This is a genomic window from Corynebacterium crudilactis, assembly GCF_001643015.1.
Lineage (GTDB): Bacteria > Actinomycetota > Actinomycetes > Mycobacteriales > Mycobacteriaceae > Corynebacterium > Corynebacterium crudilactis.
Map to the genome: position 1 here is coordinate 667,285 of NZ_CP015622.1, position 25,480 is coordinate 692,764.

Annotated in this window: 23 protein-coding genes; 9 read left to right on the plus strand and 14 right to left on the minus strand. The window is 52.1% G+C overall.

What is annotated here, in order from left to right; genetic code table 11:
- Nucleotides 1-67 precede the first annotated feature (67 nt).
- The 5 genes from ccrud_RS03200 to ccrud_RS03220 all read right to left on the minus strand — a co-directional run bounded on the left by ccrud_RS03200 (nt 68) and on the right by ccrud_RS03220 (nt 6,138).
- Nucleotides 68-2,380, minus strand: coding sequence for an FtsX-like permease family protein (locus ccrud_RS03200; protein ID WP_245670362.1), 2,313 nt, complete (start codon nt 2,378-2,380; stop codon nt 68-70).
- Between the two features lie 104 nt (nt 2,381-2,484).
- On the minus strand, nt 2,485-3,204 hold the full coding sequence (locus tag ccrud_RS03205; RefSeq protein ID WP_099092703.1) for an ABC transporter ATP-binding protein: 720 nt from the start codon (nt 3,202-3,204) through the stop codon (nt 2,485-2,487).
- 121 nt (nt 3,205-3,325) lie between these two features.
- Nucleotides 3,326-4,003 carry a methionine ABC transporter permease gene (locus ccrud_RS03210; protein WP_066564759.1) on the minus strand — a complete coding sequence of 226 codons (678 nt, stop codon included), beginning with the start codon at nt 4,001-4,003 and terminating at the stop codon, nt 3,326-3,328.
- The gene (locus ccrud_RS03215; RefSeq protein ID WP_066569451.1) at nt 4,000-5,010 is read right to left on the minus strand and encodes a methionine ABC transporter ATP-binding protein; all 1,011 of its coding nucleotides are present in this window, start codon (nt 5,008-5,010) and stop codon (nt 4,000-4,002) included. Before ccrud_RS03215 ends, ccrud_RS03210 begins: the two co-directional genes overlap by 4 nt.
- Before the next feature lie 231 nt (nt 5,011-5,241).
- On the minus strand, nt 5,242-6,138 hold the full coding sequence (locus ccrud_RS03220) for a MetQ/NlpA family ABC transporter substrate-binding protein (RefSeq protein ID WP_066564761.1): 897 nt from the start codon (nt 6,136-6,138) through the stop codon (nt 5,242-5,244).
- A 363-nt stretch (nt 6,139-6,501) separates the two neighbouring features.
- Between ccrud_RS03220 and ccrud_RS03225 the strand changes: the two genes are divergently transcribed.
- The 3 genes from ccrud_RS03225 to ccrud_RS03235 are packed head-to-tail and all read left to right on the plus strand — an operon-like array spanning nt 6,502 to nt 9,024.
- On the plus strand, nt 6,502-6,951 hold the full coding sequence (locus ccrud_RS03225; protein WP_066569453.1) for a PH domain-containing protein: 450 nt from the start codon (nt 6,502-6,504) through the stop codon (nt 6,949-6,951).
- Nucleotides 6,948-8,342, plus strand: coding sequence for a PH domain-containing protein (locus ccrud_RS03230; protein WP_066564763.1), 1,395 nt, complete (start codon nt 6,948-6,950; stop codon nt 8,340-8,342). The genes ccrud_RS03225 and ccrud_RS03230 overlap by 4 nt, the downstream gene beginning before the upstream one ends.
- A 10-nt stretch (nt 8,343-8,352) precedes the next feature.
- Nucleotides 8,353-9,024 (plus strand): metal-dependent transcriptional regulator, encoded by a 672-nt coding sequence (locus ccrud_RS03235; RefSeq protein ID WP_066564765.1) that lies wholly within the window; start codon nt 8,353-8,355, stop codon nt 9,022-9,024.
- Here the strand turns inward: ccrud_RS03235 and ccrud_RS03240 are convergent.
- The gene (locus ccrud_RS03240) at nt 9,008-9,802 is read right to left on the minus strand and encodes a metal-dependent hydrolase (RefSeq protein WP_211271327.1); all 795 of its coding nucleotides are present in this window, start codon (nt 9,800-9,802) and stop codon (nt 9,008-9,010) included. The two genes, ccrud_RS03235 and ccrud_RS03240, sit on opposite strands and share 17 nt — an antisense overlap.
- A 150-nt stretch (nt 9,803-9,952) precedes the next feature.
- Between ccrud_RS03240 and ccrud_RS03245 the strand changes: the two genes are divergently transcribed.
- Both ccrud_RS03245 and ccrud_RS03250 read left to right on the plus strand, forming a co-directional pair.
- Nucleotides 9,953-10,729, plus strand: a complete 777-nt coding sequence (locus ccrud_RS03245) for an SIR2 family NAD-dependent protein deacylase (RefSeq protein ID WP_066564770.1) — start codon at nt 9,953-9,955, stop codon at nt 10,727-10,729.
- 1 nt (nt 10,730) lies between these two features.
- Entirely contained in the window at nt 10,731-11,219 is a 489-nt protein-coding gene (locus ccrud_RS03250) for a nucleoside deaminase (protein ID WP_066564772.1), read from the plus strand.
- A 138-nt stretch (nt 11,220-11,357) separates the two neighbouring features.
- Here ccrud_RS03250 and ccrud_RS03255 read toward each other — a convergent pair whose 3' ends face one another.
- Nucleotides 11,358-11,831 (minus strand): tRNA (cytidine(34)-2'-O)-methyltransferase, encoded by a 474-nt coding sequence (locus tag ccrud_RS03255; protein WP_066564773.1) that lies wholly within the window; start codon nt 11,829-11,831, stop codon nt 11,358-11,360.
- 45 nt (nt 11,832-11,876) lie between these two features.
- On the opposite strand from ccrud_RS03255, the gene ccrud_RS03260 reads away from it, so the two are divergent.
- Both ccrud_RS03260 and ccrud_RS03265 read left to right on the plus strand, forming a co-directional pair.
- On the plus strand, nt 11,877-12,731 hold the full coding sequence (locus ccrud_RS03260) for a bifunctional methylenetetrahydrofolate dehydrogenase/methenyltetrahydrofolate cyclohydrolase (protein WP_074025576.1): 855 nt from the start codon (nt 11,877-11,879) through the stop codon (nt 12,729-12,731).
- Nucleotides 12,732-12,736: 5 nt separating this feature from the next.
- The gene (locus ccrud_RS03265; protein WP_066564777.1) at nt 12,737-13,093 is read left to right on the plus strand and encodes a DUF3017 domain-containing protein; all 357 of its coding nucleotides are present in this window, start codon (nt 12,737-12,739) and stop codon (nt 13,091-13,093) included.
- Here the strand turns inward: ccrud_RS03265 and ccrud_RS03270 are convergent.
- From ccrud_RS03270 to ccrud_RS03285, 4 genes are all read right to left on the minus strand, one after another.
- The gene (locus tag ccrud_RS03270) at nt 13,090-14,499 is read right to left on the minus strand and encodes an SPFH domain-containing protein (RefSeq protein ID WP_066564779.1); all 1,410 of its coding nucleotides are present in this window, start codon (nt 14,497-14,499) and stop codon (nt 13,090-13,092) included. The genes ccrud_RS03265 and ccrud_RS03270 overlap by 4 nt on opposite strands.
- A gap of 412 nt (nt 14,500-14,911) precedes the next feature.
- Nucleotides 14,912-15,877: a hypothetical protein gene (locus ccrud_RS03275; protein WP_245670364.1), complete on the minus strand. Its 966-nt coding sequence runs from the start codon at nt 15,875-15,877 to the stop codon at nt 14,912-14,914.
- 90 nt (nt 15,878-15,967) lie between these two features.
- Entirely contained in the window at nt 15,968-17,101 is a 1,134-nt protein-coding gene (gene metX / locus ccrud_RS03280; protein ID WP_066564782.1) for a homoserine O-acetyltransferase MetX, read from the minus strand.
- 145 nt (nt 17,102-17,246) lie between these two features.
- Nucleotides 17,247-18,560, minus strand: a complete 1,314-nt coding sequence (locus ccrud_RS03285) for an O-acetylhomoserine/O-acetylserine sulfhydrylase (protein WP_066564786.1) — start codon at nt 18,558-18,560, stop codon at nt 17,247-17,249.
- 373 nt (nt 18,561-18,933) lie between these two features.
- On the opposite strand from ccrud_RS03285, the gene ccrud_RS03290 reads away from it, so the two are divergent.
- Nucleotides 18,934-21,210, plus strand: a complete 2,277-nt coding sequence (locus ccrud_RS03290) for a carbon starvation CstA family protein (protein WP_066564789.1) — start codon at nt 18,934-18,936, stop codon at nt 21,208-21,210.
- Nucleotides 21,211-21,212: 2 nt separating this feature from the next.
- Complete coding sequence (locus tag ccrud_RS14870) at nt 21,213-21,416, plus strand: YbdD/YjiX family protein (RefSeq protein WP_074025394.1); 204 nt, start codon at nt 21,213-21,215, stop codon at nt 21,414-21,416.
- An 85-nt stretch (nt 21,417-21,501) separates the two neighbouring features.
- On the opposite strand, the gene ccrud_RS03295 is transcribed toward ccrud_RS14870, so the two are convergent.
- From ccrud_RS03295 to ccrud_RS03305, 3 genes are all read right to left on the minus strand, one after another.
- A complete protein-coding gene (locus ccrud_RS03295; protein ID WP_066564791.1) occupies nt 21,502-22,206 on the minus strand; it encodes a hypothetical protein in 705 nt (234 codons plus the stop codon).
- A gap of 77 nt (nt 22,207-22,283) precedes the next feature.
- On the minus strand, nt 22,284-24,500 hold the full coding sequence (locus ccrud_RS03300) for an NADP-dependent isocitrate dehydrogenase (RefSeq protein ID WP_066564793.1): 2,217 nt from the start codon (nt 24,498-24,500) through the stop codon (nt 22,284-22,286).
- A gap of 83 nt (nt 24,501-24,583) precedes the next feature.
- Nucleotides 24,584-25,471, minus strand: a complete 888-nt coding sequence (locus ccrud_RS03305; RefSeq protein WP_066564795.1) for a siderophore-interacting protein — start codon at nt 25,469-25,471, stop codon at nt 24,584-24,586.
- Between the last annotated feature and the right edge of the window lie 9 nt (nt 25,472-25,480).

Here is a 25,480-nt window from a genome sequence, read left to right on the forward strand (position 1 = left end):
GAAATATTGCAAACTGGTTCTGGTTCGAAAAAGCCCAGGTAAATAGTTGAATTTATGAATTTTATAATCAAGCCATCCGACGCCGTTTGTTCGCCAGCACGATGAGCGCACACAGCACGGATCCAGCCACCATCGCGAGAACCGTTCCGCAGGAAATATCGCCTTGCAGTGGAGCCAATGCAGAGGTACTAGTGGCGGAACTGGCAACGAATCCTCCCAAGAATCCTCCCGAAACCGCACCGATAATGGCGGCGGGCAATGAGAGCGCGATCATTTCGATAGCCATCACAAGAATCTGGCCAGTTGATGTCAGACCGATGGTGCGCAGCAAATAGCGATCGCGGGCACGTTCAGAAATGGTGAGCGCTACTGTGTTGATCAAACCAACGGCGGCGATCGCTAAGGCCACAATGGCAAGCAGCGTGGACATCGTGGTGATGCGCGAAACCAGTTCGAAAGTGTTTTGGCGGGCGGAGAAGCCCTCGGTGATGGAGTATCGTCCGTCGAAAAGCGAAATAGTCTTGCGTACCGCTTGCGCCGTGGCGTTGTCGGGGGCCTGGTTGGCGTCGCCGTCGAGCAGGATTAGTACGTTGCGTGTGGTGCTGGGGCCGGTGGCGAGTGCTGGGTCGATCATGGAGAAGTAGTTGTCGCTGTGGAAGAGCTCGGCCTGTGTCGGGGTGTCCGCGACAGTGATGTCTGCAGCCTGGCCGGCCGGGTAAGCATCCTGGTCAGGGGCGTTTCTGCCCAAAACAAGGCCACCGATTGGTGCGCCAGTATCGCCTGCGCGCATCACGGAGACGCCGTCTTCTTCAGCGAGCATAAGCACAGAGAAGTTGCCGGAATCTTCCAACTCCACTGCTGTGGTGGCTGGCGCGATGGCGGTTTTCACGCCGTCGATGCCAGAAATTTCCTCCAACATTCCGGCCGGTATTTCCCCGTCGAGCGCGGTGACCATCAAATCGGTGCCGCCCATGCCTTTAGCCACGGACACCAAATGCGTGCCGATATGCGCTTGGCCATGCAGAACTGCGGAGCTTAATGCGGAACCGGCAAGAATCACAGCGATCAGTGCCGCCGAACGAGATTTCTGCTTTGCTGCAAACCCCAATCCCAACTGAATAGTGGGGACGGTGCCACCCAGAATCCTGGAGATTACGTGCAATAACCAGGGCACGAGCACCGCCGTGGCAATCAGTAACGCACACACCAAAGCGCCTGAACCGGCGATGGATAAAGCCACCGAACGCATGCCGCGGTAGTTCGAAGTTGCCCCATAAGCCCACATTCCGCCGGCGCTCACAATGCCCGCGAGCAGCAACCACAATGCGCCGAACCAGGGGGAAGTCCGTGAAATAGCAGGCGTACTCAGTGATTCCACCGCAGTTTTTCTGCACACGCTGTATACCGCCGGCAACGCAGCAATCACGGACATTACGACGCCGACGCCCGCGATGAGCCACATGGTGTTACTTGGTAGATCAATCACATCAATGGGCACGCGAATACCAAAACGTGTGGCATTATCCGCCAATAAACGCGCCGCCATCAACCCGGTGGGCGCACCAAAACCAGCAGCGACTACACCCAGTACACCAGCCTCAAAAATTACTGACCCTAAAATCTGCGGCGTCGATGCACCCACGGAACGAATCAGCCCAAACTCCCGAACCCGCTCACCAGTGAGCACCGAATATGCAGAAAACACCACCAAAAACGCCACGGCAGCAGCCACCGCCACAAACGCTGCGAGCAGCAAGAAATAGCGATCGCGCTGGCCTAAATAAGAATCAGCAAGCTTATCGACGTGCCCCTCCGCCGAAGCAACCACCACCGTAGCGTCGCTAAAGCTCGCAGCCTCTAGCGAGGCAGAGTCGGTTGTGGCGACCCGAAATTCGCCCCGCACGCTGGAAGAATTCCATTGTGTCAGTGCATCTGGTGAGGCCACAATGACAGGCGCGCCACCTAAAGTTTCTTGTGCCGCAGGCTCCACCACACCGACCACAAGGACATCAGTATCCTCAGTGTTTTGGGACAGCCGAATGGATACGTGCTCACCAACTTCAGGCGCATCAGGGGCGGTTGTTACTGCAATTTCACCAGGTCCTTGAGGCAATCGGCCTTCTATGATTGGCCGCCATTGCAGTGGACCTTCCGAAATTGATTGTACTGAAGTGCTGGCGTAAATCCCGTCTGATTGTTTTACAGAGGCTGCAAAATTTTGATCAAAAACCAGAGCTTCAACACCCGGTGTCGTAGCTAATTGTTGCTCAAAAGCGGCAAAAGAATCTTCGTTTTTCGCAGACACGGTAACCACAAGATCGGCGTTGTCATAGGGCTTAGCAAAAAGATCATTGACACTGGACACCAAAGAATTTGTCAATGCAGTGGTGCTAACAGTCAACGCAACCGAAGCGAAAATCGCGAAAAACAACGAAAAATAGCGCCCACCTCGTCGCCGAAGTTGAGCAAAAGCAAGCCTGAACATTAACGGCCCACCCGCAGATCTGAGGTTCCTATGATCTTGCCATCACGCATCGTGATCAACACGTCACCGCGGTGAGCTGCATCTTTATCGTGGGTAACAAACACAAGTGACTGTCCAAAATCATCAACAATGCTGCGGAACAAATTCAACACGGCATCGCTGGTAACGGAATCCAAACTTCCTGTTGGCTCATCCGCAATGACAATATCGGGCCTAGACATCAAAGCCCTGGCAATCGCAGCACGCTGCTGCTGACCACCCGATAGTTCGCTAGGCAAATGGCGCAAACGGTTATCAATTTTCAGCACACTGGTGATGTGTTCAAACCACTGCTTATCCACCTTTTGGTGAGCAAGCCGCAGCGGCAACAAAATGTTGTCCTTTACCGACAAAATGGGCACCAAGTTGAAATCCTGAAACACCATGCTGATGTGCGTGCGACGCAGCTTGGCGCGTTTATTCTCTGACAAGGAACTCAACGTGATGTTGTCTTTGCTCAGCGTCACAGTGCCCGAAGTTGGCTGCGCCAAACCTGAAATACACTGCAGCAACGTTGTTTTTCCTGAGCCTGATTGTCCCATGATCGAGGTCCATTGACCCGATTGAATCTGCACAGAAATGCCATCGAGAGCCCGAACTTCCGTTGAGCCCTTCCCGTAGATCATTGTTAAATCCTGAGCTGAGAGCACGGGTGGGGCATTGTCTGTGGCAGCGGTCAAGAGCATTCCTTTGGGCTTATCTATGGGGGGGGTGGACTAACAAGTCCACACTATATGGGCAGAGAAAAACCCGCGCTGTCTACTATCCAGTAGACAGCGCGGGTTTCTTACGCCAGCGAGTTTAGCGGCGCATGATCTTCTTGGACAGCCAGTTGCCCAGCAGCTGAGCAGCCTGAACAATGATGACGATAACCAGAACGGCAACGTACATGACTTCATTATCAAAGGCGCGGTAGCCATAAACAATGGCGAAGTCACCAAGGCCGCCGCCACCGATGTAGCCGACCATCGCAGACATATCCACGATCGCAATGAACAGGAAGGTGTAGCCAAGAACCAAAGGTCCGAGTGCTTCTGGGATGATCACAGTGCGAATTATGGTCAATGGTGCTGCACCCATGGAACGGGCAGCCTCAATGACACCTGGATCAATTGCCACAAGGTTTTGTTCCACGATGCGGGCAACAGAAAATGTTGCTGCGACCACCATGACAAAGATGCCGGCGTCTCGGCCAATGGAAGTACCCATCACCGATACGGTCAGTGGTTTCATTGCCGCGATCAAAATAATGAAGGGGATCGGACGAACAAAGTTCACCAGCAGGTTCAAAATGCCGTAGATGACTTTGTTCTTGAGGATTCCGCCTTCACGGGTGGTGTACAGCAACATGCCGACAGCCAAACCCAAGATGCCAGAAACGACCATGGTGATGCTGACCATCAGCAAGGTGTCGAGGATGGCGGTGGTGAATGTTGGTCCCAAACGACCCCAGTCAGCTGCGAGAATCATCTCGTTCATCGGGTGATCTCCTTGATGGTCGTAGTGGTGGACAAGGTGTTATAGAACTCTTCAATTGCAGCGGGACTGCCAGTGAGTCGGACAGTCATTTTGCCGAATGATTGGCGCTGCAAAGTGGTGACACCACCGTGCACAATGTTGATCTGTACACCTTGTTCAGCAGCTTTTGCGGAAGCAGTGAAGAATCCAGAAGTTTCGGTGAGATCAATGGTGAATAGGCGTCCCTCATGGCTGAGGAGATCTTCAGCTTCGACCTGATCTGGGGTGTTGCGCAAAGCGGTTGCCACAAAGCGTTGTGCAACGGGTGTTTGTGGATGAGAGAAAACGTCATAGACACTGCCGTATTCCACGACCTTGCCTGCTTCCATCACTGCCACTTTGTCAGCGATGGAGCGTACAACTTCCATCTCGTGGGTGATCACGACGATGGTGATGCCCAGTTCGCGGTTTACTTTTCGCAGTAGTTCCAATACCTCATGGGTGGTTTCTGGGTCTAGAGCTGAGGTGGACTCGTCGGCAAGCAAAAGCGTTGGGTTGGTGGCCAGCGCACGGGCGATGCCGACGCGCTGCTTTTGGCCGCCTGACAGCTGCTCTGGGTAGTTCTTACCCTTATCGCCCAGGCCAACAAACTCGAGCATTTCCTGCACGCGTGCTTTGCGTGCGGACTTGCTCATTTTGGCCAGTTCCAGCGGGTATTCAATGTTTCTCGCCGCGGTGCGGGATTGGAACAGGTTGAATTGCTGGAAAATCATGCCGATATTGCTGCGTAGTTTGCGCAGCTGAGATTCTGGCATGCCAACGATATCGGTGCCATCAAGCAGCAAAGATCCGCTGGTGGGGGAGTCAAGGCCGTTGATCATGCGGACCAGAGTTGATTTTCCGGCGCCGGAATAACCGATGATGCCAATTACTTCACCAGGTTCAACGGTGAGGCTGACTTCATCGAGAGCTGTAGTTTTAGCATTTTTGTTATTGCTAAAAACTTTGGTTACTCCGCGGAACTCCACGCGAGTGCCCGGGGTATGTGAGCGGTGCGTGGAGTTTTCCTCTGGCGTCGGGGTAGACGCGGTGTGTGACACAGCGGTGTCCTCAATTCAGGAAAGGGTCAGGGGACAAAAGTTGCAGACAAATAGTTTAACGCCCCGAGGAAGCGTATGCGACGTGGTGTTCGTCTAAAGATTCCATGCGGGGCGTTAAACATCACAACCAGGTATGAAACTGGGTTATGAAAAAGGGGGTTAAGCCTTCTGATCTGCTTCGAGGCGATCAAGGATTGCCTGAAGGTCAGCTGCTGGGCGATCAACTGGGACGGAGGTGCCCTTAGAGTCGCGGTCTACTGCATCGAGAACCTCTGGCGACTGCCAGATCTCAACGAGGCGAGCGATGTTTGCATCGTCCTTGTCTTCAGCCTTGGTGACGAAAACGTTGATGTATGGCTCTGCTTCTTCAGACTCTGGGTTGTCTTCGAAAACTGCCAGGTTCGGATCGATACCTGCGCGGTCAAGGAAAGAGTTGTTGATGATCGCAGGGCGACCTTCTTGGTATGCAGTTGGGGACTGAGCTGCATCAACCGGAATAACGGAAACCTTGGACTTCTCTGTATCGATATCAACAGGTGAAGGAGTGACCATGCCTGGAGTCTTTAGGGTAATAAGATCTGCCTGGACGAGAACGTTGATCGCACGGCCCTGGTTGGAAGGGTCGTTAGGGATAGCAACCTCTTCGCCTTCGATGCCATCGAGGGAATCGTGGTCCTTCCAGAACAATGCCAGTGGCACGATCTCGCTTGAGCCGATAGGGGTGAGTTCTGCGCCGGAGCCAACGTTGTACTCAGCGAGGAACTTGAGGTGCTGGAAGAGGTTAACGTCCAGCTGGTCCTGTGCGAGTGCTTCGTTTGGGGTGGAGTAATCAGAGAAAGGAACGATGTCTAGGGTGATGCCCTCTTCAGCGGCCTTATCCTCGAATACTTCCCAGGCTTCCTTGGCTGCATCGGTGGTACCGATGCGGATGGTGACGCCGTCGGTGCCTTCAGCAACGGTGGTGCTGCTTCCATCGGAATCGGAACCACAAGCAACAAGTGCGGTAGCTGCGAAGAGGCCAACGATAGCAGTGGTGGTAATGCGACGAAGTTTCATCTTTAAATACGTCCTTATTGGTGAATGGTCACTTAAGTAATTAGGAGATTAGCACTCTAGACCGCAATCTGTACAGCTTGGTCTATTTGCTTGTTTAAATGATGTTGAAAAAGTATTGGCAAATATGTTCTAAAAATGTATGACGGCCACCAGGTGAGGTGAGGTTTTAATAGCAGGTAGGGGTGGGGAAATGGTGCTTATAGGAAAGTGTTCCAGTCGGTGGCTAGTGGAGCTTCTTTGCATGTAGTTTGAGGTCGTTGCTCGGGGGAGTTTTACAGCCGAAGTACGCGGGATGATAGATAGTTTGGCAAAATAGATACCATGAGAAATAACCACGGACGTAACCCAGAACCACATGAGGGTATGAACCCCGTGTCGCCAAAATTGACTACAGCCCGGTATCTTGCACGCCTTCCATGGTTGGCGGTATCAGCTATTGTGTTCGGTGTCCTTGGATTTTTTGTATCTTCATGGTTTTACGCTGGTGTGGCTGTAATGGTTGTCCTGACAGCGTGGCAGATCTGGTTAATTCCGCAGCAAGTTAAACGTTTAGGCTGGTTAGAAACCTCAGATGAACTCCTGATTACTAAAGGAAAGCTCTGGCATAGTTTCACCGTTGTGCCGTATGGGCGTATCCAATTCGTCGATGTCACAGCAGGTCCCCTTGACCGTATTTTTGGTATGAAAAAAGTACAGTTGCACACCGCTTCTGCCTCCTCGGATTCCACCATTGAAGGCTTGCCCGCCTTGGAAGCTGATACTTTGCGTGAGCGTTTGGCAGAAAAGGCCCGTGAGAGGATGAGCGGACTGTGAGTGAAGTGCAATTTCGAAAAGTTCACCGCGCCACACCGTTGTTGCGTATCTGGACATTGCTCCTGGCCGTGCTGGCTGCATTCATTCTGAACGTTAATGCTTCTGCCGTTGCCTTCGTCTGGGGATTAATCAACGGCGAGCATACACTTGCGCTGGTTCCGATGCTGTTGACAATCGGCGGTGTCCTGCTCGCCGGAGTATTGATCTGGGGTTTAACTAAAATCTGGTGGAACGCCGTTGGTTTCCGCATCACAGCTGAAGAGGTGCAGCTCAAACGCGGAGTGGTCAGCAAAGACCTTCGCACCGCACGTTTTGATCGAATTCAAGCTGTTGACCTGGTGGAATCTTTTATTGCAAGAATTTTCCGCCTTGCAGAAGTGCGCGTGGAAACAGCCGGCGGTAGTGATTCGGCCATCAATATCGGGTTCTTAAAAAAGCACGAGGCTGAAGCCTTAAAAAGGGAGCTTCTCGACGCCTCCCAGTACCCCTCCCGCACGCCCGCGCAAGGACTGCGGGAGGAGGAGGCGGTGGAGGACGACGTCGATAAGCAATTCCTGGTTCCTAAAATCCCCGTGCAGCGCACCATCGCCAGTACACTGCTCTCGCTGACAACAATTGTTGCAGTCCTGGGCGCGATCATATTTTTCTTTACCCCATTGGGTATAAGTGCTGCGCTGCCATTTTTGGTTGGCATTGTGCCACCAGTGTGGAATCTGATTGATAAGTCATGGCAGTTCAACGCAGAGCTACACGACGATAGACTCAATGTCAGTTATGGACTGGCCAATCGACGCAAGCAGGCAATCCCGCTAGAGCGAATTCATGCCGTGAAACTGAAACAACCTTTGTTGTGGCGGCTTGTCGGATGGTGGACCGTCACCGTGACTGTGGTTGGTTATGGCGACACCACTCAAGGTGGCACCTCGAAGATCTTGCCGGTGGGTTCTAAAGAACTGGCCTTAAAAGTACTGGAAGCAGTAAGCCCTCTCAGCCGTGAAGATATTGCTACAGCAGCAGACCCAGCGCGTATAAGTCAGCCGAACTATGCTCCGCCTGAGGCCGCAAGATTTCTCACGCCAGTGGATCGCACTCGCCAAGGTGTCACCTTAATTGGTGCACAACCACATGCAGTGGTTCTTCATGAAGGTCGATTTGTGCCACGCATGGCAGTTATTGAAACTTCTCATATTCAAGAACTCACCCTCAAACACGGCCCCATTCAAAGAACACTGGGTTTATCCACAGTGGTACTCGACTTGGTTGCCGGACCAGTATCAATGTCGGCCTCTGATCTTGGCGCTGCCGATGGAAAAGAGCTTTTAGATATCCTTCGCCGCCGCCAGTTACCAGCATTGGAATCAACACCACTGGAGCAAAATAGCCTGGACTAAGGTGTAGGTCATGCACATCTCAGATCTTCCCGATAGATCCCAGGACTACCTGAAGACAATCTGGGACATCACTGAACTCCTCGATAATCAACCAGCAGCACTGGGAGATATCGCCGAAAAAATGAGTCAGAAAACCCCCACGGCCTCTGAAGCAATCAAAAAACTTGCAGCAAGAGGCCTCGTGCATCATGAAAAATATGCTGGAGTCACCCTCACCGAACAGGGCAAAGCATTAGCAATTGAAATGGTGCGCCGCCACCGACTCTTGGAAACATTCCTCCATGATGTCTTGGGCTATACCTGGGATGAAGTACATTCTGATGCTGACCTGTTAGAACACGCGGCATCAGATCAACTCATTGAGCGCATCGATGCGCATTTGGGGAGGCCTCGTAAAGATCCTCATGGGGATCCCATCCCCACCGCAGAAGGCATTATCGAGGAAGTCCCACGAACTACGCTCGCCGCAATCGGGGCAGGGGAGACCGTCACAATCTCTCGGGTGCAAGACATCGACCCAGAACTTTTGCGCTATCTCGCGCAATTTAAAGTGGCACCAGGCAGCAGGATCACTGTAGATTCCGGACCGCTAGCCGGCATGGTGCACGTGACGGTAGAAGAAACTCAAACTAAATTTCCACTTGCAGAAACCCAGTTGTCTTTAATTACCGTCCAAGACTAAGTAAATCCATCATGATGGCGCTCATATTTCCAGATGCCACCAAACCGATCTGAATAATCACCGCCACGGAGAAGACGAATAATAAAAACTTATCCGCAGGACCATCTGCACGAATGCTCAAAGCCTTAGGCAATTTTAGGTTCCACCAGCGTTTTCCCTTGAGGGGGACCAACGGTGCAAATGCTGGAATACCTGCCTTGGTAGCCATATCACCAGCCAAGTGAGTGAGACTACCGACCGTGATGGCAGAGCCTAAAATAATGCCGAAAGAACTTTCGGGAGCATAATTCCACACTCCCAATGCCAAGGCCGCCGAAGCACCAGTAACAAGAAGCCAATCTGCGTTCTTTGACCACTCCGGCAATAGGCCACGGATAGCAAGCCCTAGGAAGAAAAACAGCAAAGCAATTACTGCAGGTTTTCCAAAATAACTGATCAAAGCAGTAGCGCCTGCTCCTGAAGCAAGCGCACTCCACACAGTGTGTGTAAGCGTGCGGTGACCATTGTTGCACCGTTTATCTTTACGCCCTCTGGTCATGTTGACAAAGGCCTGGCACGTATTTTCCGTAAACCGTGAAATTGCCTGCGTAAAGGGGCCAAAAGAACGAGACACCGTGGCTGAAGGTGAATCAAGATCCGGAAGCAGAGCAGCACCTGCGGCAAGACCAGCATAGACAAAAGCTTCCGTTGAGGTAGTCACCCCGCCCCACTCTGCCGGCAGAATTTGAGCGACAGCAAGCCCCACGGCTGCTCCGCTCATAGCGTGGGTTGGCCCCATAACCACTTGTGCATCAACTACTTTCAAAAATAAAAAGGTTTGGCTTTAAGAATAAACTAAAGGCCGGACACTTATTCGAACGGGTGCTTGATTTTTATGAGTTGAGTTAAACCCTGCCATTTGACCAGAAATCGGGCTAGTTTTGAAGATATGAGCGAACGTCAGCTGGAAAAGTCTATTGAGCACGCCGTCGAATTAGCCCGTGAAGCCCGCAACATAGAAGTGTTTACCGGCGCTGGAATGAGCGCCGATTCTGGGCTCGACACATATCGCGATGAAAAAACTGGTGTGTGGAGCAACGTGGATCCACAAGCCATGGCAAGCCTCGAGGCCTGGCACAAAGATCCCGAACCCATGTGGGCCTGGTATCGCTGGCGCGCCGGGGTAGCAGCGCGTGCAGAACCTAATGCTGGTCACAAAGCCATTGCTTATTGGGAAGGCAGTGACACTGTAGAACACGTGCATATCACTACCCAAAATATCGATAACCTGCATGAACGTGCAGGATCGAGTGATGTGACACATCTGCACGGAAGCCTTTTTGATTACCGCTGCACTGATTGTGCACAGCCTTGGGAAGATGATAAAAACTATCCAATAGAACCCATTGAGCGGCTTAGCCCACCTCAATGCGTTAAATGCGGTGGGCTGATTCGGCCAGGTGTGGTGTGGTTTGGTGAAAACCTGCCGATGGATAAATGGGATATTGCCGAACAACGCATCGCTGAGGCAGATCTGATGATTATCGTGGGAACTTCGGGGATTGTGCACCCGGCAGCAGCATTGCCACAGCTTGCACAACAACGAGGTATCCCCATCGTGGAGATCTCACCAACTAGAACTGAGCTCAGCCGGATTGCTGATTTTACCTGGACATCCACAGCAGCTCAAGCTTTACCAGCATTGATGAGGGGATTGAGCGCCTAAGATGACCGAAGACGATTTAGATCTCCTGCACCGCACTGTAGAACTAGCTACTGAAGCATTGACATTAGGAAATAGCCCTTATGGTTCCCTATTAGTTGATCCGCACGGTGCTGTTGTCTTTGAAGATCACAACCGCGACGCCGATGGAGACCTAACCAGGCACCCTGAGTTTGCCATTGCTAAATACGCGATTGCGCATTACAGCCCTGAAGAACGAGCTGCCTGCACGGTGTATACCTCCACAGAACATTGCGCGATGTGTGCAGGAGGCCACGCTTGGGCTGGGCTAGGTAAAATTTACTGCGCCACAACTGGTGCTCAAACAGCTCAGTGGTATGCAAAGTGGGGAGCAGAAGCTGGACCATTAACGCCACTTTCTGCTGCCGAAGTGAGCCCGAATATTCAGATTGAAGGGCCCGCACCACGATTTGAAGAAGTGCTCTATGACTTGCATCGGTGGTTTTATTTAGGGGAACAGCAGAGTCAGTGATGCAAGGATCTGCCGCTTAAAAAGATCGAAAAGTTGCATCCTCATCTGCTCTGTCACACGCAGCGAAGGGACCTAGCTATGCTTTGCGGCTAGAAAATACGCTGGGCGGCAGGAAAGAGACGTCGAAAAGCAATATTTTTAAGCCCCGCCGATAAACCCGAGCTGGCGCCATGCCTCATAGGTGGCAACCGCTGCGGCGTTTGACAGATTCATCGAGCGGCGGCCCTCCAACATCGGGATGCGCAGCTCTGAGGTGATGCGGGCATGACCGATATGTTCTTGGGGAAGACCTGTGGGTTCGGTGCCGAAAAGCAAGGCATCGCCGGGCTCAAAAGCGATATCTGTGAAGCGCGTGGTTGCGGTAGTAGTAAAGGCAAATACGCGTCCGGGGACAGCTTTCATTGCTTCATCAAAGGTTGGATGCACTGTGACATCTGCCAAGTCATGGTAATCAAGGCCAGCTCGACGCAAGTGTTTTTCCGTCAGCTCAAAACCCAGCGGTTCAACAAGGTGCAGGTGAGCGCCTGTTCCAGCACACATACGGATGGCATTTCCGGTGTTTGGAGGGATAACAGGATTGTCAAAGATAACATGAAGTGGATGTTCCGGCATATGTTTGATTGTAAGGCCTTGGAAAAGGGTGGAATAATGACGGGTGTGACTGCAATCAAACTTGATGGAAACTTGTACCGCGGGGAAATCTTCGCCGACCTAGAACAGCGCGTCGCCGTGCTGAAGGAGAAAGGGATTGTGCCGGGCCTTGCCACTGTACTGGTGGGCGATGATCCAGCAAGCCACTCTTATGTGAAGATGAAGCACCGTGACTGTGAACAGATCGGTGTGAACTCAATCCGCAAAGACCTGCCTGCGGATGTCACCCAGGAAGAATTGTTCGCTGTCATCGATGAGCTGAACAACGATGATTCCTGCACCGGCTACATCGTCCAGCTGCCACTGCCTAAGCACCTCGATGAAAACGCTGTGCTTGAGCGCATCGATCCTGCCAAAGACGCCGATGGCCTGCACCCAGTAAACCTGGGCAAGCTTGTGCTCAATGAGCCAGCTCCACTTCCTTGTACCCCAAATGGTTCAATCAGCTTGCTGCGCCGTTTTGGCATTGAACTCAACGGTGCAAAGGTCGTTGTCATTGGCCGTGGCGTTACCGTTGGTCGTCCAATTGGTCTGATGCTGACCCGTCGTTCTGAGAACTCCACCGTCACCCTGTGCCACACCGGCACCAAGGATTTGGCTGCAGAAACTCGCGCGGCTGATGTCATCGTCGCAGCTGCTGGCCAGCCACATATGCTGACCGCAGATATGATCAAGCCAGGTGCTGCAGTGCTTGACGTCGGCGTTTCTCGCAAGGACGGCAAGTTGCTTGGCGACGTTCACCCCGATGTCTGGGAGGTTGCTGGCGCAGTGTCACCAAACCCAGGCGGCGTAGGCCCACTGACCCGTGCATTCCTAGTGCACAATGTTGTCGAGCGTGCAGAAAAGCTAGCTGGACTGTAAAACACATGACCAACCCCGGCCACGGCAAACAAGGCATTAGTGAAGAGCAACTTCTAGCAAATCCCCACGATGGCGGATTAGCCGCCTCGACGCTACCTCACAATGTGCAAAAAGCCGGGGTTATTTTCTTTGTGATCGCGGTAGTGGTCGCCACTATTTTTGCGCTCACAGAACACTGGCGCCGAGCCACGTTCACTTTAGGCGTATCGCTGCTGTATCTTGCTGTGCTGCGACTGACCTGTGATTCTAAGATCCTCGGCGTCTTATCTGTCCGCTCTAGGCGTTTTGATGCCATATACACCACAGTCCTTGGCGGACTGATGGTGTTTTTAGCGGCCTCAGTGGATTCTTTGGGAAGCTAATTATCCTGAACTGGGTTTCCTGAAGCTGGGTTTTCTGGCGCGGAAGAAGGAGCAACAGCGGAGTCGGCAGCGGAGAACGCTTCGCCGAAGGCCGTTCCTTGAGCTGTTCCGGTTACCCGTCCCTGGATGATTTCTGCCAGGTCAAGGCCAGTGGTTTGTTTGACGGATTCGATAATCGATTTCAAACCGAGCGCTTGTTCACCTGCGAAACGTGCTCCCACTGCATCGGCAGAACTATCTCCACCGGAGAGCACTGTCATGGATCCAATATTTGCGTAGCCAGCTGCAAAGTTACTCATAAGCTCCGGCAAGATTTCCATTGCTTGCTGCGCCAGCAGAGCGTCTTGGTTTTCGCGATAAGCTTCAGCCTTTGCCTTGATGGCATCAGCTTCTGCTTGTCCCTTCAAGCGCACAGCTTCGGATTCAGCCATGGCACGAACCTTTGCTGCGGTGGCTTCTGCCTCAGCGATTTCTACCTGAGCCTGTGCGCGTCGGGTTTGTTCGAAAGTATCTGCCTCTACTTGCTGCTTACGGCGGTAGCGCTCTGCATCGGCGACTTTGTTTACTTCGGCTTCAAGCTCAATCTGCTTGTTTTCAGCCTGCTGGCGGAGGACTTCTTGGCGAGCTTTTTCATCTGCGAGGCGTTCTGCTTGCATCGCTTGAGCGCGAGCTTCACCAACGCGGGCATCAGCGTCAGCCTTGTTTGAATCAAGCTGAGTCTGTTCAATAAGATCAGCTTCTTGATTCGCGATACGGGACTTAGCGATGGCGCGAGCTGCTTCAGTTTCTGCGATTTCTGCAGCTTGCTTCTTAGCCTGGATTTCTGGCGCACCCAAGGATTTGATGTATCCCACATCATCCGTGATGCCACGAATTTGGAAGGAATCTAGAATCAAACCTTGCTTTTCCAGCTCTGGAATAACAGTTTCCGCGATTTGCTCAGAGAACTTCTTGCGTTCACGCATCAAAGAAGTAACTGTCTGCTGCGCAACCACACCGCGGAGCACACCTTCCAATTGGTCCTGGGTGAACTGCGCGATTTCTTTGTCGTTTGAGGCAAAGCGCTGAGCAGCACGACGAATAAACGCAGATTCCGAACCGATCTTTACCAAAGCGACAGCTTCGACGTTGAGCGTGACATTATCATCGCTTTGCGCCGTGACCTGCATATTGACCTGGCGGGAACGCAAAGATATTTTCTGGTGCGTCTGCGTAATCGGCATCACCACGGCTTTGCCATGGACAATGACCTGAGATTCACCCTTCTTCTTCGCAGAGACAATGAGTGCTTCATCTGCAGCCGCGACCTTGATCCACGCGCGGGAAGTCAGGAAGAAAATACCTGCGACGACTGCCGCTGCGACCAGAATTATGACAACAACGATAATGAGGGCAAAAGCTTCCATATGTGGTTACTTGCTTTCTATACTGTTGGTTTTAATCAAAGGATTTAAATATAAGGACAGCTTTACTGTTTAAGAGCAAAATTTTTTCAGCGCAGACTCTCAGCCACTAGCTGGTGCAGGCAAACCATAGCGCGCGCAACCGCGTACTGAGAGAATATCCAAATATCCGGTATTAATTTTACCTAAGAATGTATTTTCGTGGAGCGTAAAACGGCTGCATAACTATAAAAGCGCAGATTTAAAGGCTTGTGAGCCGTGCATAAAAACTATGATTTGCAGTATCTTTGCGCAGGAAGCGGACTATAAAACCTTGATGGCATGAGCCATTTTTTGTAGTGAATTTAACTGGTGGATGCCCTTTAAGCCTTGAACGTTAGATTGACACCCCCCGGAAAATCTAAGGCTGCGCTATTTAAGGGATCTGGAATGACGTCTGGATATTTGGCACGCCTAGAGCAGAAAGCTCTTCGCCTTCAGGAAGGGTTTCTTCATATTTATATACCACTTCTGGGCCTTTAACCTGGAAGAAGGTGGAACCGTCAGGTTTTTCATCCCAGATGATGTAGGTGTCGTTGATGGTGTCGGTGATATCTTCTTGTTGGACAGATCCTGAATCGCCGCCTGCAGGAGCGATCCAGTTGGTAGTCATCTGGATGAAGAGACGTTTTTGTTCATCATTGAGTTGTGAACCACGCAGCCCAGAACCTCGCAGTGCAGATTGCTGAATATCATTCAAGCTGACTAGTAATTGTTCTGCAGATTTTTTAATTGGCGATTCTGTATAAGACAGATCCAAAGTTTCTGAAATACTCGCTACCTGTGCAGAAGTTAAGCCAACACGGGAGTCTTCGAAGGAGATTTGTCCATCGGGATCAAATTTCGCTTTTATCTCAACGGTGGGGCCCTCTAGTGTCATTTCCCAAGAATGTTCGGTGGAAGGTTCTGGGGAAAATTTGAGGAAATGGTGCAGATTATCGCCAGGTTCTTGTGCCACATGTTGAATCACGGCTGCCACCAATTGAAATGCATTCTCGTTAAAGAGTGATTCTAAAACACGCAACGCTGTTACCTGGTTTGCCCAGGACAGTGTGCTGATATCGAGGCCATCACCGAGCAACGCGGCGCGTTGCTCTTCATCAAGGTAATTCAAAAAGCCCAGCGCCGTCAGCGTTGTTTCGCGTGCTGCGTTGAAGTCGATGTCATTGCTTATCGACGTTTCCTTTGTTGTTGTCTGCATAGCGGCAGCAACTCTCGCCGGCGGTTCAGAAGAGCTTGTGGCACTGGGGGCAACGGAAGCACATCCGCCTAGTCCTAAAGTGCCAGCTACTAGCGTGGTGGCAAAGGCGCCAGCTGCTCGACGAGAATTCAACAAAGTCACAACTATTAATGTAGAGCTAGATTTTCTATTTATCCGGAAGATTGCCTGTGAATTCTTTAGTGATCTCTCATGATCTGTCGGATATACCTATTAGATGAAGAATTCGATGTAGGTGGAGGGATTATCTTCATCAGGGGAGATGAGGCTGAAGAAATTTCTGATGATGCGATCCATTTGACGGCTTTCGGTAAGGAACGCATCGTGGCCTACTGGTGAAACAATTTTAGCCATCGCAAGGAGGTTGCCCAGGTTTCGAGAGAGGTGTTCTTGTTGGTGGTAAGGGTACAAAATATCAGTATCTACACCGGCAACAAGCACTGGAACTTTAATGGCTTCAAGCGCCTTGTTTAGGCCACCTCGATCACGTCCAATATCGTGCCGGTTCAAGGCATCGGTGAGGATGACATAAGAACCAGCATCGAAACGTTTGACTAGCTTATCTGCTTGATAATCCAAATAGGATTCCACAGCGAAACGCTGGTCTGGGCTGCGATAAGCACCAAGGGGATTTTCATTCTTTTGGGCTTTGGTGCCAAAACGTTCATCAATTTCTAATTCACCACGGTAAGTAAGGTGGGCGATCCGACGCGCAGCGCTGAGGCCTGTGTCAGGGCTGCATCCGGATTCGTAATAATTTCCTTCATGCCAGTGGTGATCATTTTCAATGGCTTTGATCTGTGCTGATTGGATGCCAATCTGCCATGCGCTGGCACGTGCAGAAACTGCTAATACGGCGGCAGCTCCCACAACTTCTGGGTACATTGCAGCCCACTCCAGGGTGCGGGCACCTCCCATGGAACCGCCGAGTACAGCTGTGATTGTGGTGATTCCTAAAGAGTCGAGAAATTGCTTTTCAGCATTTACTTGATCGCGGATTGAGGTGGCGGGGAAGCGGTTACCCCAGAAATTTCCATCGGGGTGTGTGGAACCTGGCCCTGTGGAACCATTGCAGCCGCCGATGACGTTGGTGCAGATAACACAGTAAATATCAGTATTGATGGCTTTTCCTGGCCCTAAGAGGTCCGCCCACCATTCAGCGGCGTTGGAGTCGCCGGTTAAAGCATGTTCGATTAAGACAACATTGCTGCGCCCTTCGCTGTTAACGCGGTATTCTCCCCAGCGGTGATAGCCGATTACCGCATTGGCGATTGTTGTTCCGGCTTCGGTATGCACATCACCAATTGCTTGGATTGCACGTTGACCTATGGGGGCGAGGGTTGGCATTGGTTAAGACCGCCTGTTCTGGGTGGACAAGACTGAAACTTCGTACAGTGTATCTGGACAGCTCTGTCTAGTCTAGTTTGGATTCTTACTATTTTGGAAACACAAAACCCCAGTGCATGAGCACTGGGGTTGGTTGTGGAAAAACTTAGATGGCAGCGAAGCCAGCTTCGAGGTCTGCGATAATATCGGCGATGGTTTCAATGCCCACGGACAGACGGATGGTGGACTGGGTGATGCCTGCGCGTGCCAGACCAGCTTCATCGGACTGCGAGTGGGTGGTGGTTGCTGGGTGGACAACCAGGGAGCGAACATCACCAATATTGGCAAGGTTGGAGTGTAGCTTCAAGGCATCGATAAATGCCCATGCTTCACTCTGGCCACCATTGATTTCAAAGGTGAGTACGGAGCCGGTGTACTTGAGACCGAGCTTTTCCTTGGTTGCGTACCAAGGGGAGTCCTTCAGTCCTGCGAAGTTGACCTTTGCCACCTTGTCGTGGTTGTTGAGGAACTCTGCAACCTTGATGGCGTTTTCATTGTGGCGCTCGATGCGCAGAGGCAGGGTATCAATGCCCTGAACTGCAGCCCATGCGTTGAATGCGGAAAGGGTAGAGCCGGTGTCGCGCAGTAGACCGACGCGAACCTTGAGGCCGAATGCAGGAGCGCCAAGGTCTGCGTACTTCAAGCCGTGGTACGCAGCATCTGGGGTGACGAAATAAGGGAATACTGGCTTTCCATCGCGCTCGACGGTCCAATCGAACTTTCCGCCGTCGACAAGCACGCCGCCCAGGCCGGAGCCGTTGCCGGTGTAGAACTTGGTCAGGGAAGCAACAACGACGTCGGCGCCAAGCTCAAGTGGGCGCACTAGCGCTGCGGTGGCAATGGTGTTGTCGATAATTAGTGGCACGTTGTTGCGGTGTGCAACTTCTGCCACTGCAGGGATGTCGAGAACATCAGCCTGTGGGTTGGCGAAAGTCTCACCGAAGAAAGCTTTAGTGTTTGGCTTAACCGCTGCCTGCCAAGACTCTGGATCGTCTGGGTTTTCCACGAAGTCAACGTCGATACCCAGACGGTTAAGGGTAATGAGGAAAAGGGTTTCGGTACCACCGTAAAGGCGGGGAGAGGTAACGATGTGATCGCCCGCGCCTGCCAGGTTCAGGATGGCGTTGGTGGTTGCAGCCTGTCCGGAGGAAAAAGCTACGGCGTGGACGCCACCTTCCAGAGAGGCAATGCGGTTTTCTAGAGCCTCAACGGTGGGGTTGGTGAGGCGGGAGTAAACGGGTCCTAGATCTTCGAGTGCGAAGCGCTGCTTAGCGTGTTCTGCGGAATCAAAAACGAATGCAGTGGACTGGTAAATGGGGAGGTTGCGGGCACTGGCCTGTGTATCAACTGGCTGGCCGGCATGGATGGAACGGGTTTCAAAGCCCCACTGATCAGCGTTGGAATTATCGTACTTTGCCATGATTATTGTCCTTTAATTGATGCGTGAAAATGTTCTTTAAAGCACCCTACTGAACAGCTTTGTCTATTGCAATAGACTGTGCGGTATAAATTTATTCTTAGGGTTAATTTATGTTGCCCACTGAGGGAATCGTGGAATCGATTGCATGCAGTTAAGAGCATATATTCAAGAATGGGGGTGTGACTAGCCCCGCAGTTAATTGTTGTGGTGGTATAAAACATGTTCGAGTGTTACTTTTCCACTGTTAGAAAATTAAAAATCTCGGTCAATTTTCGCACACCTAGCCGTTAATGCTCCGAGAATCGGCACACAGAACCACCCTTATCTGGCCGGACTTTCCCTTTTTCTGTCGATAGAGAAAGCGTCCACGATCGTGACCATAAAACAGACTGACAACACCAATGATGATTTGGTGTATAGCAGTGCCACCGACCTTCCGGTTGGTGTGAAAAAGTCCCCGAAAATGTCTCCGACCGCTCGTGTCGGACTCCTCGTATTTGGCGTCATCGCAGCCGTTGGTTGGGGCGCAATTGCGTTTTCTCGCGGTGAAACCATTAACTCCGTGTGGCTAGTTTTAGCGGCGGTAGGTTCTTATATCATCGCCTTTACTTTGTACGCGCGTTTGATTGAATACAAGGTTGTTAAGTCTAAAGATCAGCGTGCAACCCCGGCTGAGTATGTCAATGATGGAAAAGACTTCGTTCCAACAGATCGCCGTGTTCTTTTCGGCCATCACTTTGCAGCAATCGCAGGTGCAGGTCCGTTGGTTGGTCCTGTTATGGCAGCTCAGATGGGCTATCTTCCAGGAACCCTGTGGATTATCCTCGGCGTAATTTTCGCGGGTGCAGTCCAGGATTACCTGGTGCTGTGGGTCTCTACTCGCCGCCGTGGCCGTTCACTGGGCCAGATGGTTCGCGATGAAATGGGTACTGTCGGTGGCGCTGCGGGTATCTTGGCCACCATCTCCATCATGATCATCATCATTGCTGTGCTGGCACTGATTGTGGTTAATGCTTTGGCCGATTCTCCATGGGGCGTTTTCTCCATCACCATGACCATCCCAATCGCACTATTTATGGGTGTCTACCTGCGTTACCTGCGTCCAGGTCGTGTGACAGAAGTATCCATCATCGGTGTCTTCCTGTTGTTGCTGGCTATCGTTGCAGGTGGTTGGGTTGCAGATACTTCATGGGGCGTTGAATGGTTCACCTGGTCCAAGACCACCTTGGCGTTGGCACTCATTGGTTATGGCATTATGGCCGCTATTTTGCCAGTGTGGCTGCTGCTCGCACCGCGTGATTACCTGTCTACTTTCATGAAGATTGGTGTCATTGGTCTGTTGGCAGTGGGCATCTTGTTTGCTCGCCCAGAAGTACAAATGCCATCTGTAACCTCCTTCGCGATGGAGGGCAACGGTCCAGTATTCTCCGGTAGCCTGTTCCCATTCTTGTTCATCACCATTGCTTGTGGTGCGCTGTCTGGTTTCCATGCGTTGATTTCTTCTGGCACCACGCCAAAGCTCGTGGAGAAGGAATCCCAGATGCGCATGATGGGCTACGGCGGCATGCTGATGGAATCTTTCGTGGCCATGATGGCGCTGATTACTGCTGTGATTTTGGATCGTCACCTGTACTTCTCCATGAATGCGCCACTGGCACTGACCGGTGGAGATCCAGAAACGGCAGCTGCGTGGGTTAACTCCATTGGTCTCACTGGCGCAGATATCACTCCAGAGCAGCTTGCTGCAGCAGCTGAAGGAGTAGGAGAATCCACTGTGATTTCCCGTACCGGTGGTGCACCTACCTTGGCTTTCGGTATGTCTGAGATTCTCTCCGGATTTATTGGTGGCGCTGGAATGAAGGCGTTCTGGTACCACTTTGCCATCATGTTTGAGGCACTGTTCATCCTCACCACCGTGGATGCCGGTACTCGTGTGGCTCGTTTCATGATGACCGATACTTTGGGCAATGTTCCAGGTCTGCGTCGTTTCAAGGATCCTAATTGGACCCTGGGTAACTGGATTTCCACAGTGTTTGTGTGTGCGCTGTGGGGTGCAATTTTGCTCATGGGTGTGACCGATCCACTGGGTGGCATTAACGTGCTGTTCCCACTGTTCGGTATCGCTAACCAGTTGCTTGCCGCAATCGCGCTGTCGCTTGTGCTCGTGGTTGTTGTGAAGAAGGGCCTGTACAAGTGGGCATGGATTCCAGGTGTGCCATTGGCATGGGATCTTATTGTCACGATGACTGCGTCGTGGCAGAAGATTTTCCACTCTGATCCGGCTATTGGCTACTGGGCGCAGAATGCGAACTTCCGCGATGCCAAGGCGCAGGGCCTGACTGAGTTTGGTGCAGCAAAAACACCAGAGGCCATCGATGCGGTTATTCGAAACACCACCATCCAGGGCATCTTATCGATTCTGTTTGCTGTGCTGGTGTTGGTTGTGGTCGGTTCTGCCATCGTGGTGTGCATTAAGGCTATTCAGGCGCGCTCTGCCGGTACTCCGCTGGAGACCACTGAAGAACCAGCCACGGAGTCTGCGTACTTTGCTCCAACTGGTTTCCTTGCTACAGCTCGCGACAAGGAAGTCCAAGAAATGTGGGATGAGCGTTACCCGGGTGGCGCACCGATTTCTTCGGGATCGCACTAAAAATGGCAACGCTTGCTGGTGCATTGTGGAAAATTCCACGAGCTGTGTGGTGGTACCTCACTGAGCTGATGGGGGATACCGCATATGCTAAATATGTTGTGCACCTGAAACACCACCACCCGGAGGCAGCCGTTCCCACGGAACGGGAGTATTGGCGGGCACGGTACGCGGAGCAGGATGCAAATCCTGGGGCTCGCTGCTGCTAGCTAAAAATAAAGGCGCGCTGATTCTTAAGAGGAGTCAGCGCGCCTTTGGGCGTCGAAAAGCAAAAGCTTGCTTCTCGACGCCTTCCTACTGCCCGTGCCTTGAGGTTTTGCGCGAGTTGCTCCAGGCTCTAATGCCTAGCACAATTACTGCCAAAGCCACCGCACCGCCGAGCAAAATATATTGCAACGGGAGCGGGCGCGCATCATCGATAGCATCAATGCAATGTTGAAAATCTTCCTGAAGCGCAACCTGGGATTCGTTATATTTTTGGGTGTGCTCAGCAAAAAACTCTGCTCGGATCTCCGCGGTGCGCGTGCCTGTGGATGCTGCTTGTTGTAATTGGTTCAACACATCTGCAGCAGGGTCTTGAGAAAAACCACTGACAATATTTGTGGCTTCATCATAGGTATATTCGGTTTGAAAACTGCCCTCAATATTTGGATCTGCCAGTGTGGGATCATCCGGCAGCAGCATCGCTAGGCCTTCGCCTGACTGCACTGCGTCAAGTCGAACCTGTAGCTCAGCAGCTGAAGGGGCTTCGGGGTCTTGGTTGATATAGCTTTCAATCGCGGTTTTAAGGCCAGGATCTTGGGTATCGAGCTCAGCAAGGCGTTGATTATGAACAGCATCCTCGATGAAATTCCAAAAAGATACCACCGCAGAATCATCAGTGTTGCTGGCGATGCATAATTCTTTGTCTGTATCAGCCGTTAGCGTTGCAGCAGATGCCGTGGGCATGCTCACAGCGGAGGCAAGAAGAAGTGCGGGAAGAACTCGAGAAAAACGCATATGCCCATTATTGCAATAAAAATATGAAAAGCGCTGTACTTCCATGTGAGGAAGCACAGCGCTTAACTGTGAAGTGATTACTTCTTCAGTGCGTCAACGATCTCGTTGAATTGCGCAACTGGGCGCATAACTGCAGAGGTCTTCTCTTCGTTTGGTGCGTAGTAGCCACCAAGATCAACAGCGTTACCCTGAGCTGCGATGAATGCAGCGTCGATTGCTGCTGCGTTTTCGTCCAGTGCAGAAGCAACTGGTGCGAAGGTAGCAGCAAGATCTGCATCCTCGGTCTGCGCAGCAAGTTCATCTGCCCAGAACTTGGTCAGCCAGAAGTGGGAGCCACGGTTGTCGATTTCGCCAACCTTGCGGGATGGGGACTTCTCTTCGTTTAGCAGCTTCTCAGCAGCCTTATCCAGAGAGTCAGCCAGCACGCCAGCCTTAGCGTTGCCGTTGTTGTTCAGCTCATGGCGGAAGGACTCGGACAGAGCCAAGAACTCACCAAGGGAATCCCAACGAAGGTGGTTTTCTTCAACAACCTGCTGGACGTGCTTTGGTGCGGATCCACCAGCGCCGGTCTCGAACAGTCCGCCACCAGCCATCAAAGGAACGACAGACAGCATCTTTGCAGAGGTGCCCAGTTCCAGAATAGGGAAGAGGTCGGTGTTGTAGTCACGCAGAACGTTACCGGTGACAGAGATGGTGTCCTCGCCACGACGGATACGGTCGATGGAGAGCTGAGTTGCCTCGACAGGGGAGAGGATCTGGATGTCCAGGCCTTCGGTGTCGTGGTCGCCCAGGTACTTCTCCACAAGGGTGATCAGGTTGCGGTCGTGTGCGCGCTCTGGATCCAACCAGAACACTGCAGGCATGCCGGAGAGACGGGAGCGGGTGACAGCAAGCTTTACCCAGTCCTGGATTGGGGCATCCTTGACCTGGCATGCACGCCAGATGTCGTTTTCCTCAACGTCGTGCTCGATGAGAACGTCGCCGTTGGAAGCAACAACCTGAACCTTGCCGTCAGCTGCGATGCGGAAGGTCTTGTCGTGGGAGCCGTATTCTTCAGCCTTCTGCGCCATCAGACCAACGTTAGGGACGGTACCCATGGTGGTTGGATCGAATGCGCCGTTCTTGCGGCAGTCATCGATAACAGTCTGGTAGACACCAGCGTAAGAGGAATCAGGAATGATTGCCAGGGTGTCCTGCTCCTGGTCATCCTTGTTCCACATGTGGCCGGAGGTACGGATCATTGCTGGCATGGAAGCGTCAACAATAACGTCAGAAGGAACGTGCAGGTTGGTGATGCCCTTTGCGGAGTTCACCATTGCAAGCTCTGGGCCTTCTGCCAGTCCCTTGTCGAAGGCAGCCTTGATCTCTGCGCCGTTGTCCAGGGAATCCAGACCGGTGTAAATTGCAGCCAGGCCGTTTTCGCCGTTGAGGCCAGCAGCCAAGAGCTGGTCACCGTACTGTGCGAAGACATCAGCGAAGTATGCGCGGACAACGTGGCCGAAGATGATTGGGTCGGAGACCTTCATCATGGTGGCCTTCAGGTGTGCGGAGAAGAGGATACCCTCTGCCTTTGCGCGAGCAACCTGCTCAAGAAGGAAAGCGTCCAGTGCCTTTGCGGACAAAACGGTGCCGTCTAGAACTTCACCCTGCTGCAGCTTGAGGCTGTCTTTGAGGATGGTTTCGGTGCCGTCAGCTGCGATGTGCTTAATCTGAACATTATCAGCTGCATCAAGGATGATGGACTTCTCGTTGTGGCGGAAGTCGTTTGCATCCATGGTTGCAACGTTGGTCTTGGAATCTGCAGACCAGACGCCCATGCGGTGAGGGAACTTCTTCACGAAGTTCTTCACTGCGATTGGTGCGCGACGGTCAGAGTTGCCTTCACGCAGCACTGGGTTCACAGCGGAGCCCTTGACAGTGTTGTAACGAGCGAGGGTGTCTTTTTCCTCGTCAGTGGTGGCGTTATCTGGCAGATCTGGGATGTTATAGCCCTGATCCTGCAGTTCCTTAATAACAGCCTTAAGCTGTGGAACAGATGCGGAGATGTTTGGAAGCTTAATGATGTTAGCTTCAGGGGTCTTAGCAAGCTCGCCGAGTTCTGCGAGTGCGTCGCCTACCTTCTGCTCTTCGGTGAGGCGATCCGGGAACTGGGCGAGGACGCGTCCAGCAAGAGAAATATCCCGGGTCTCGACCTCAATGCCCGCGGTAGCAGCAAATGCCTCGACGACCGGCTTCAGCGAGTAGGTCGCGAGCAGCGGTGCTTCGTCGGTGCGGGTCCAGATGATCTTAGCCATGAGTCTCCTTGGTTGATGGGCTCTTTTGTTCAGGTACCTAGAATACAGTGTTCTAACATTTGCTGAAGCCTATGGTGGCGGTTTTAACCCCGCATGGAAACACCGTGTTTCCAATAGCCCATAAATGCAACCTGAGAACGGGCTACACCTCTCTCTTTTATCAGGGAGCGACGAATATTGGTAACAACCCCACTTTCGCCCGCAATCCAGTAATAATCATCGTTTTTCGCGTGTATGTTTTGAAGGTTTTCACCTGCAGCAGAAAACGTAGGAGTTTCCCACACCATGTCTTCGGATATCACGGTTTCGCAATGATGAAGTGCGAGTTTTTCCATTAGGAGTTCGCCGTGTTTCCGGCCATTTCGAGGAAGCCAGGACACCTCTACCGAGGCGGGATTTTTGATCGGGAGCGCATCTTTAGAGGAGGGGATTTCAATCAGAGCTTTACCATGAATATCAGTATCTGCCAGGTCTTCTAGGATGCGCGCAATCGCAGGAGCCGCAGTTTCATCACCGACGAGGACAATGTTGGTGGCAGTGCCTGGATCAAATTCGATGCCTCCCATGGGTTCGGCATCTAGCCGTGGTGCGACAATCAAGATCTCAGCACCCGCAGTTGCAGCGGCAGCCCAGGTGGATGCAGGTCCAGTGCACCCCGGCGCGGTGTGGAGAACAAAATCGACGGTGAGTCGGGTGGCTTGTTCATCGCGTTCTAAAGATCGGATGGAATAGGTGCGCATTGTTCCGCGGGATGTGTCATGTAGCTGGGACCAGTGGTGGTACCAATTCACCCCTGGTGGGAAAACTGGAAGGGGGTTGCCTGGGGTGGGGAAGATTAATTTAATGCGTTGATCATAAAGGGGAGTGGTACTGCCCACCAGGTTAAGTTCGGGTCCGGAAAAGACAATCCTGATGAAATTGGGGCTGATCTGCGATACGGATTCAACGATGGCGGTGACTGGTGCAGGCATGTGGATCTC

Bases quoted from the DNA above. Each gene is read 5' to 3' on its own strand.
- metX (WP_066564782.1), bottom strand. From the start codon at position 17,101: ATGCCAACCCTCGCCCCCATAGGTCAACGTGCAATCCAAGCAATTGGT.
- ccrud_RS03245 (WP_066564770.1), top strand. From the start codon at position 9,953: ATGAGCGAACGTCAGCTGGAAAAGTCTATTGAGCACGCCGTCGAATTA.
- ccrud_RS03210 (WP_066564759.1), bottom strand. From the start codon at position 4,003: ATGAACGAGATGATTCTCGCAGCTGACTGGGGTCGTTTGGGACCAACA.
- ccrud_RS14870 (WP_074025394.1), top strand. From the start codon at position 21,213: ATGGCAACGCTTGCTGGTGCATTGTGGAAAATTCCACGAGCTGTGTGG.
- ccrud_RS03220 (WP_066564761.1), bottom strand. From the start codon at position 6,138: ATGAAACTTCGTCGCATTACCACCACTGCTATCGTTGGCCTCTTCGCA.
- ccrud_RS03225 (WP_066569453.1), top strand. From the start codon at position 6,502: ATGAACCCCGTGTCGCCAAAATTGACTACAGCCCGGTATCTTGCACGC.
- ccrud_RS03240 (WP_211271327.1), bottom strand. From the start codon at position 9,802: ATGGGGCCAACCCACGCTATGAGCGGAGCAGCCGTGGGGCTTGCTGTC.
- ccrud_RS03265 (WP_066564777.1), top strand. From the start codon at position 12,737: ATGACCAACCCCGGCCACGGCAAACAAGGCATTAGTGAAGAGCAACTT.
- ccrud_RS03235 (WP_066564765.1), top strand. From the start codon at position 8,353: ATGCACATCTCAGATCTTCCCGATAGATCCCAGGACTACCTGAAGACA.
- ccrud_RS03300 (WP_066564793.1), bottom strand. From the start codon at position 24,500: ATGGCTAAGATCATCTGGACCCGCACCGACGAAGCACCGCTGCTCGCG.
- ccrud_RS03270 (WP_066564779.1), bottom strand. From the start codon at position 14,499: ATGGAAGCTTTTGCCCTCATTATCGTTGTTGTCATAATTCTGGTCGCA.
- ccrud_RS03255 (WP_066564773.1), bottom strand. From the start codon at position 11,831: ATGCCGGAACATCCACTTCATGTTATCTTTGACAATCCTGTTATCCCT.
- ccrud_RS03285 (WP_066564786.1), bottom strand. From the start codon at position 18,560: ATGGCAAAGTACGATAATTCCAACGCTGATCAGTGGGGCTTTGAAACC.
- ccrud_RS03295 (WP_066564791.1), bottom strand. From the start codon at position 22,206: ATGCGTTTTTCTCGAGTTCTTCCCGCACTTCTTCTTGCCTCCGCTGTG.
- ccrud_RS03305 (WP_066564795.1), bottom strand. From the start codon at position 25,471: ATGCCTGCACCAGTCACCGCCATCGTTGAATCCGTATCGCAGATCAGC.
- ccrud_RS03250 (WP_066564772.1), top strand. From the start codon at position 10,731: ATGACCGAAGACGATTTAGATCTCCTGCACCGCACTGTAGAACTAGCT.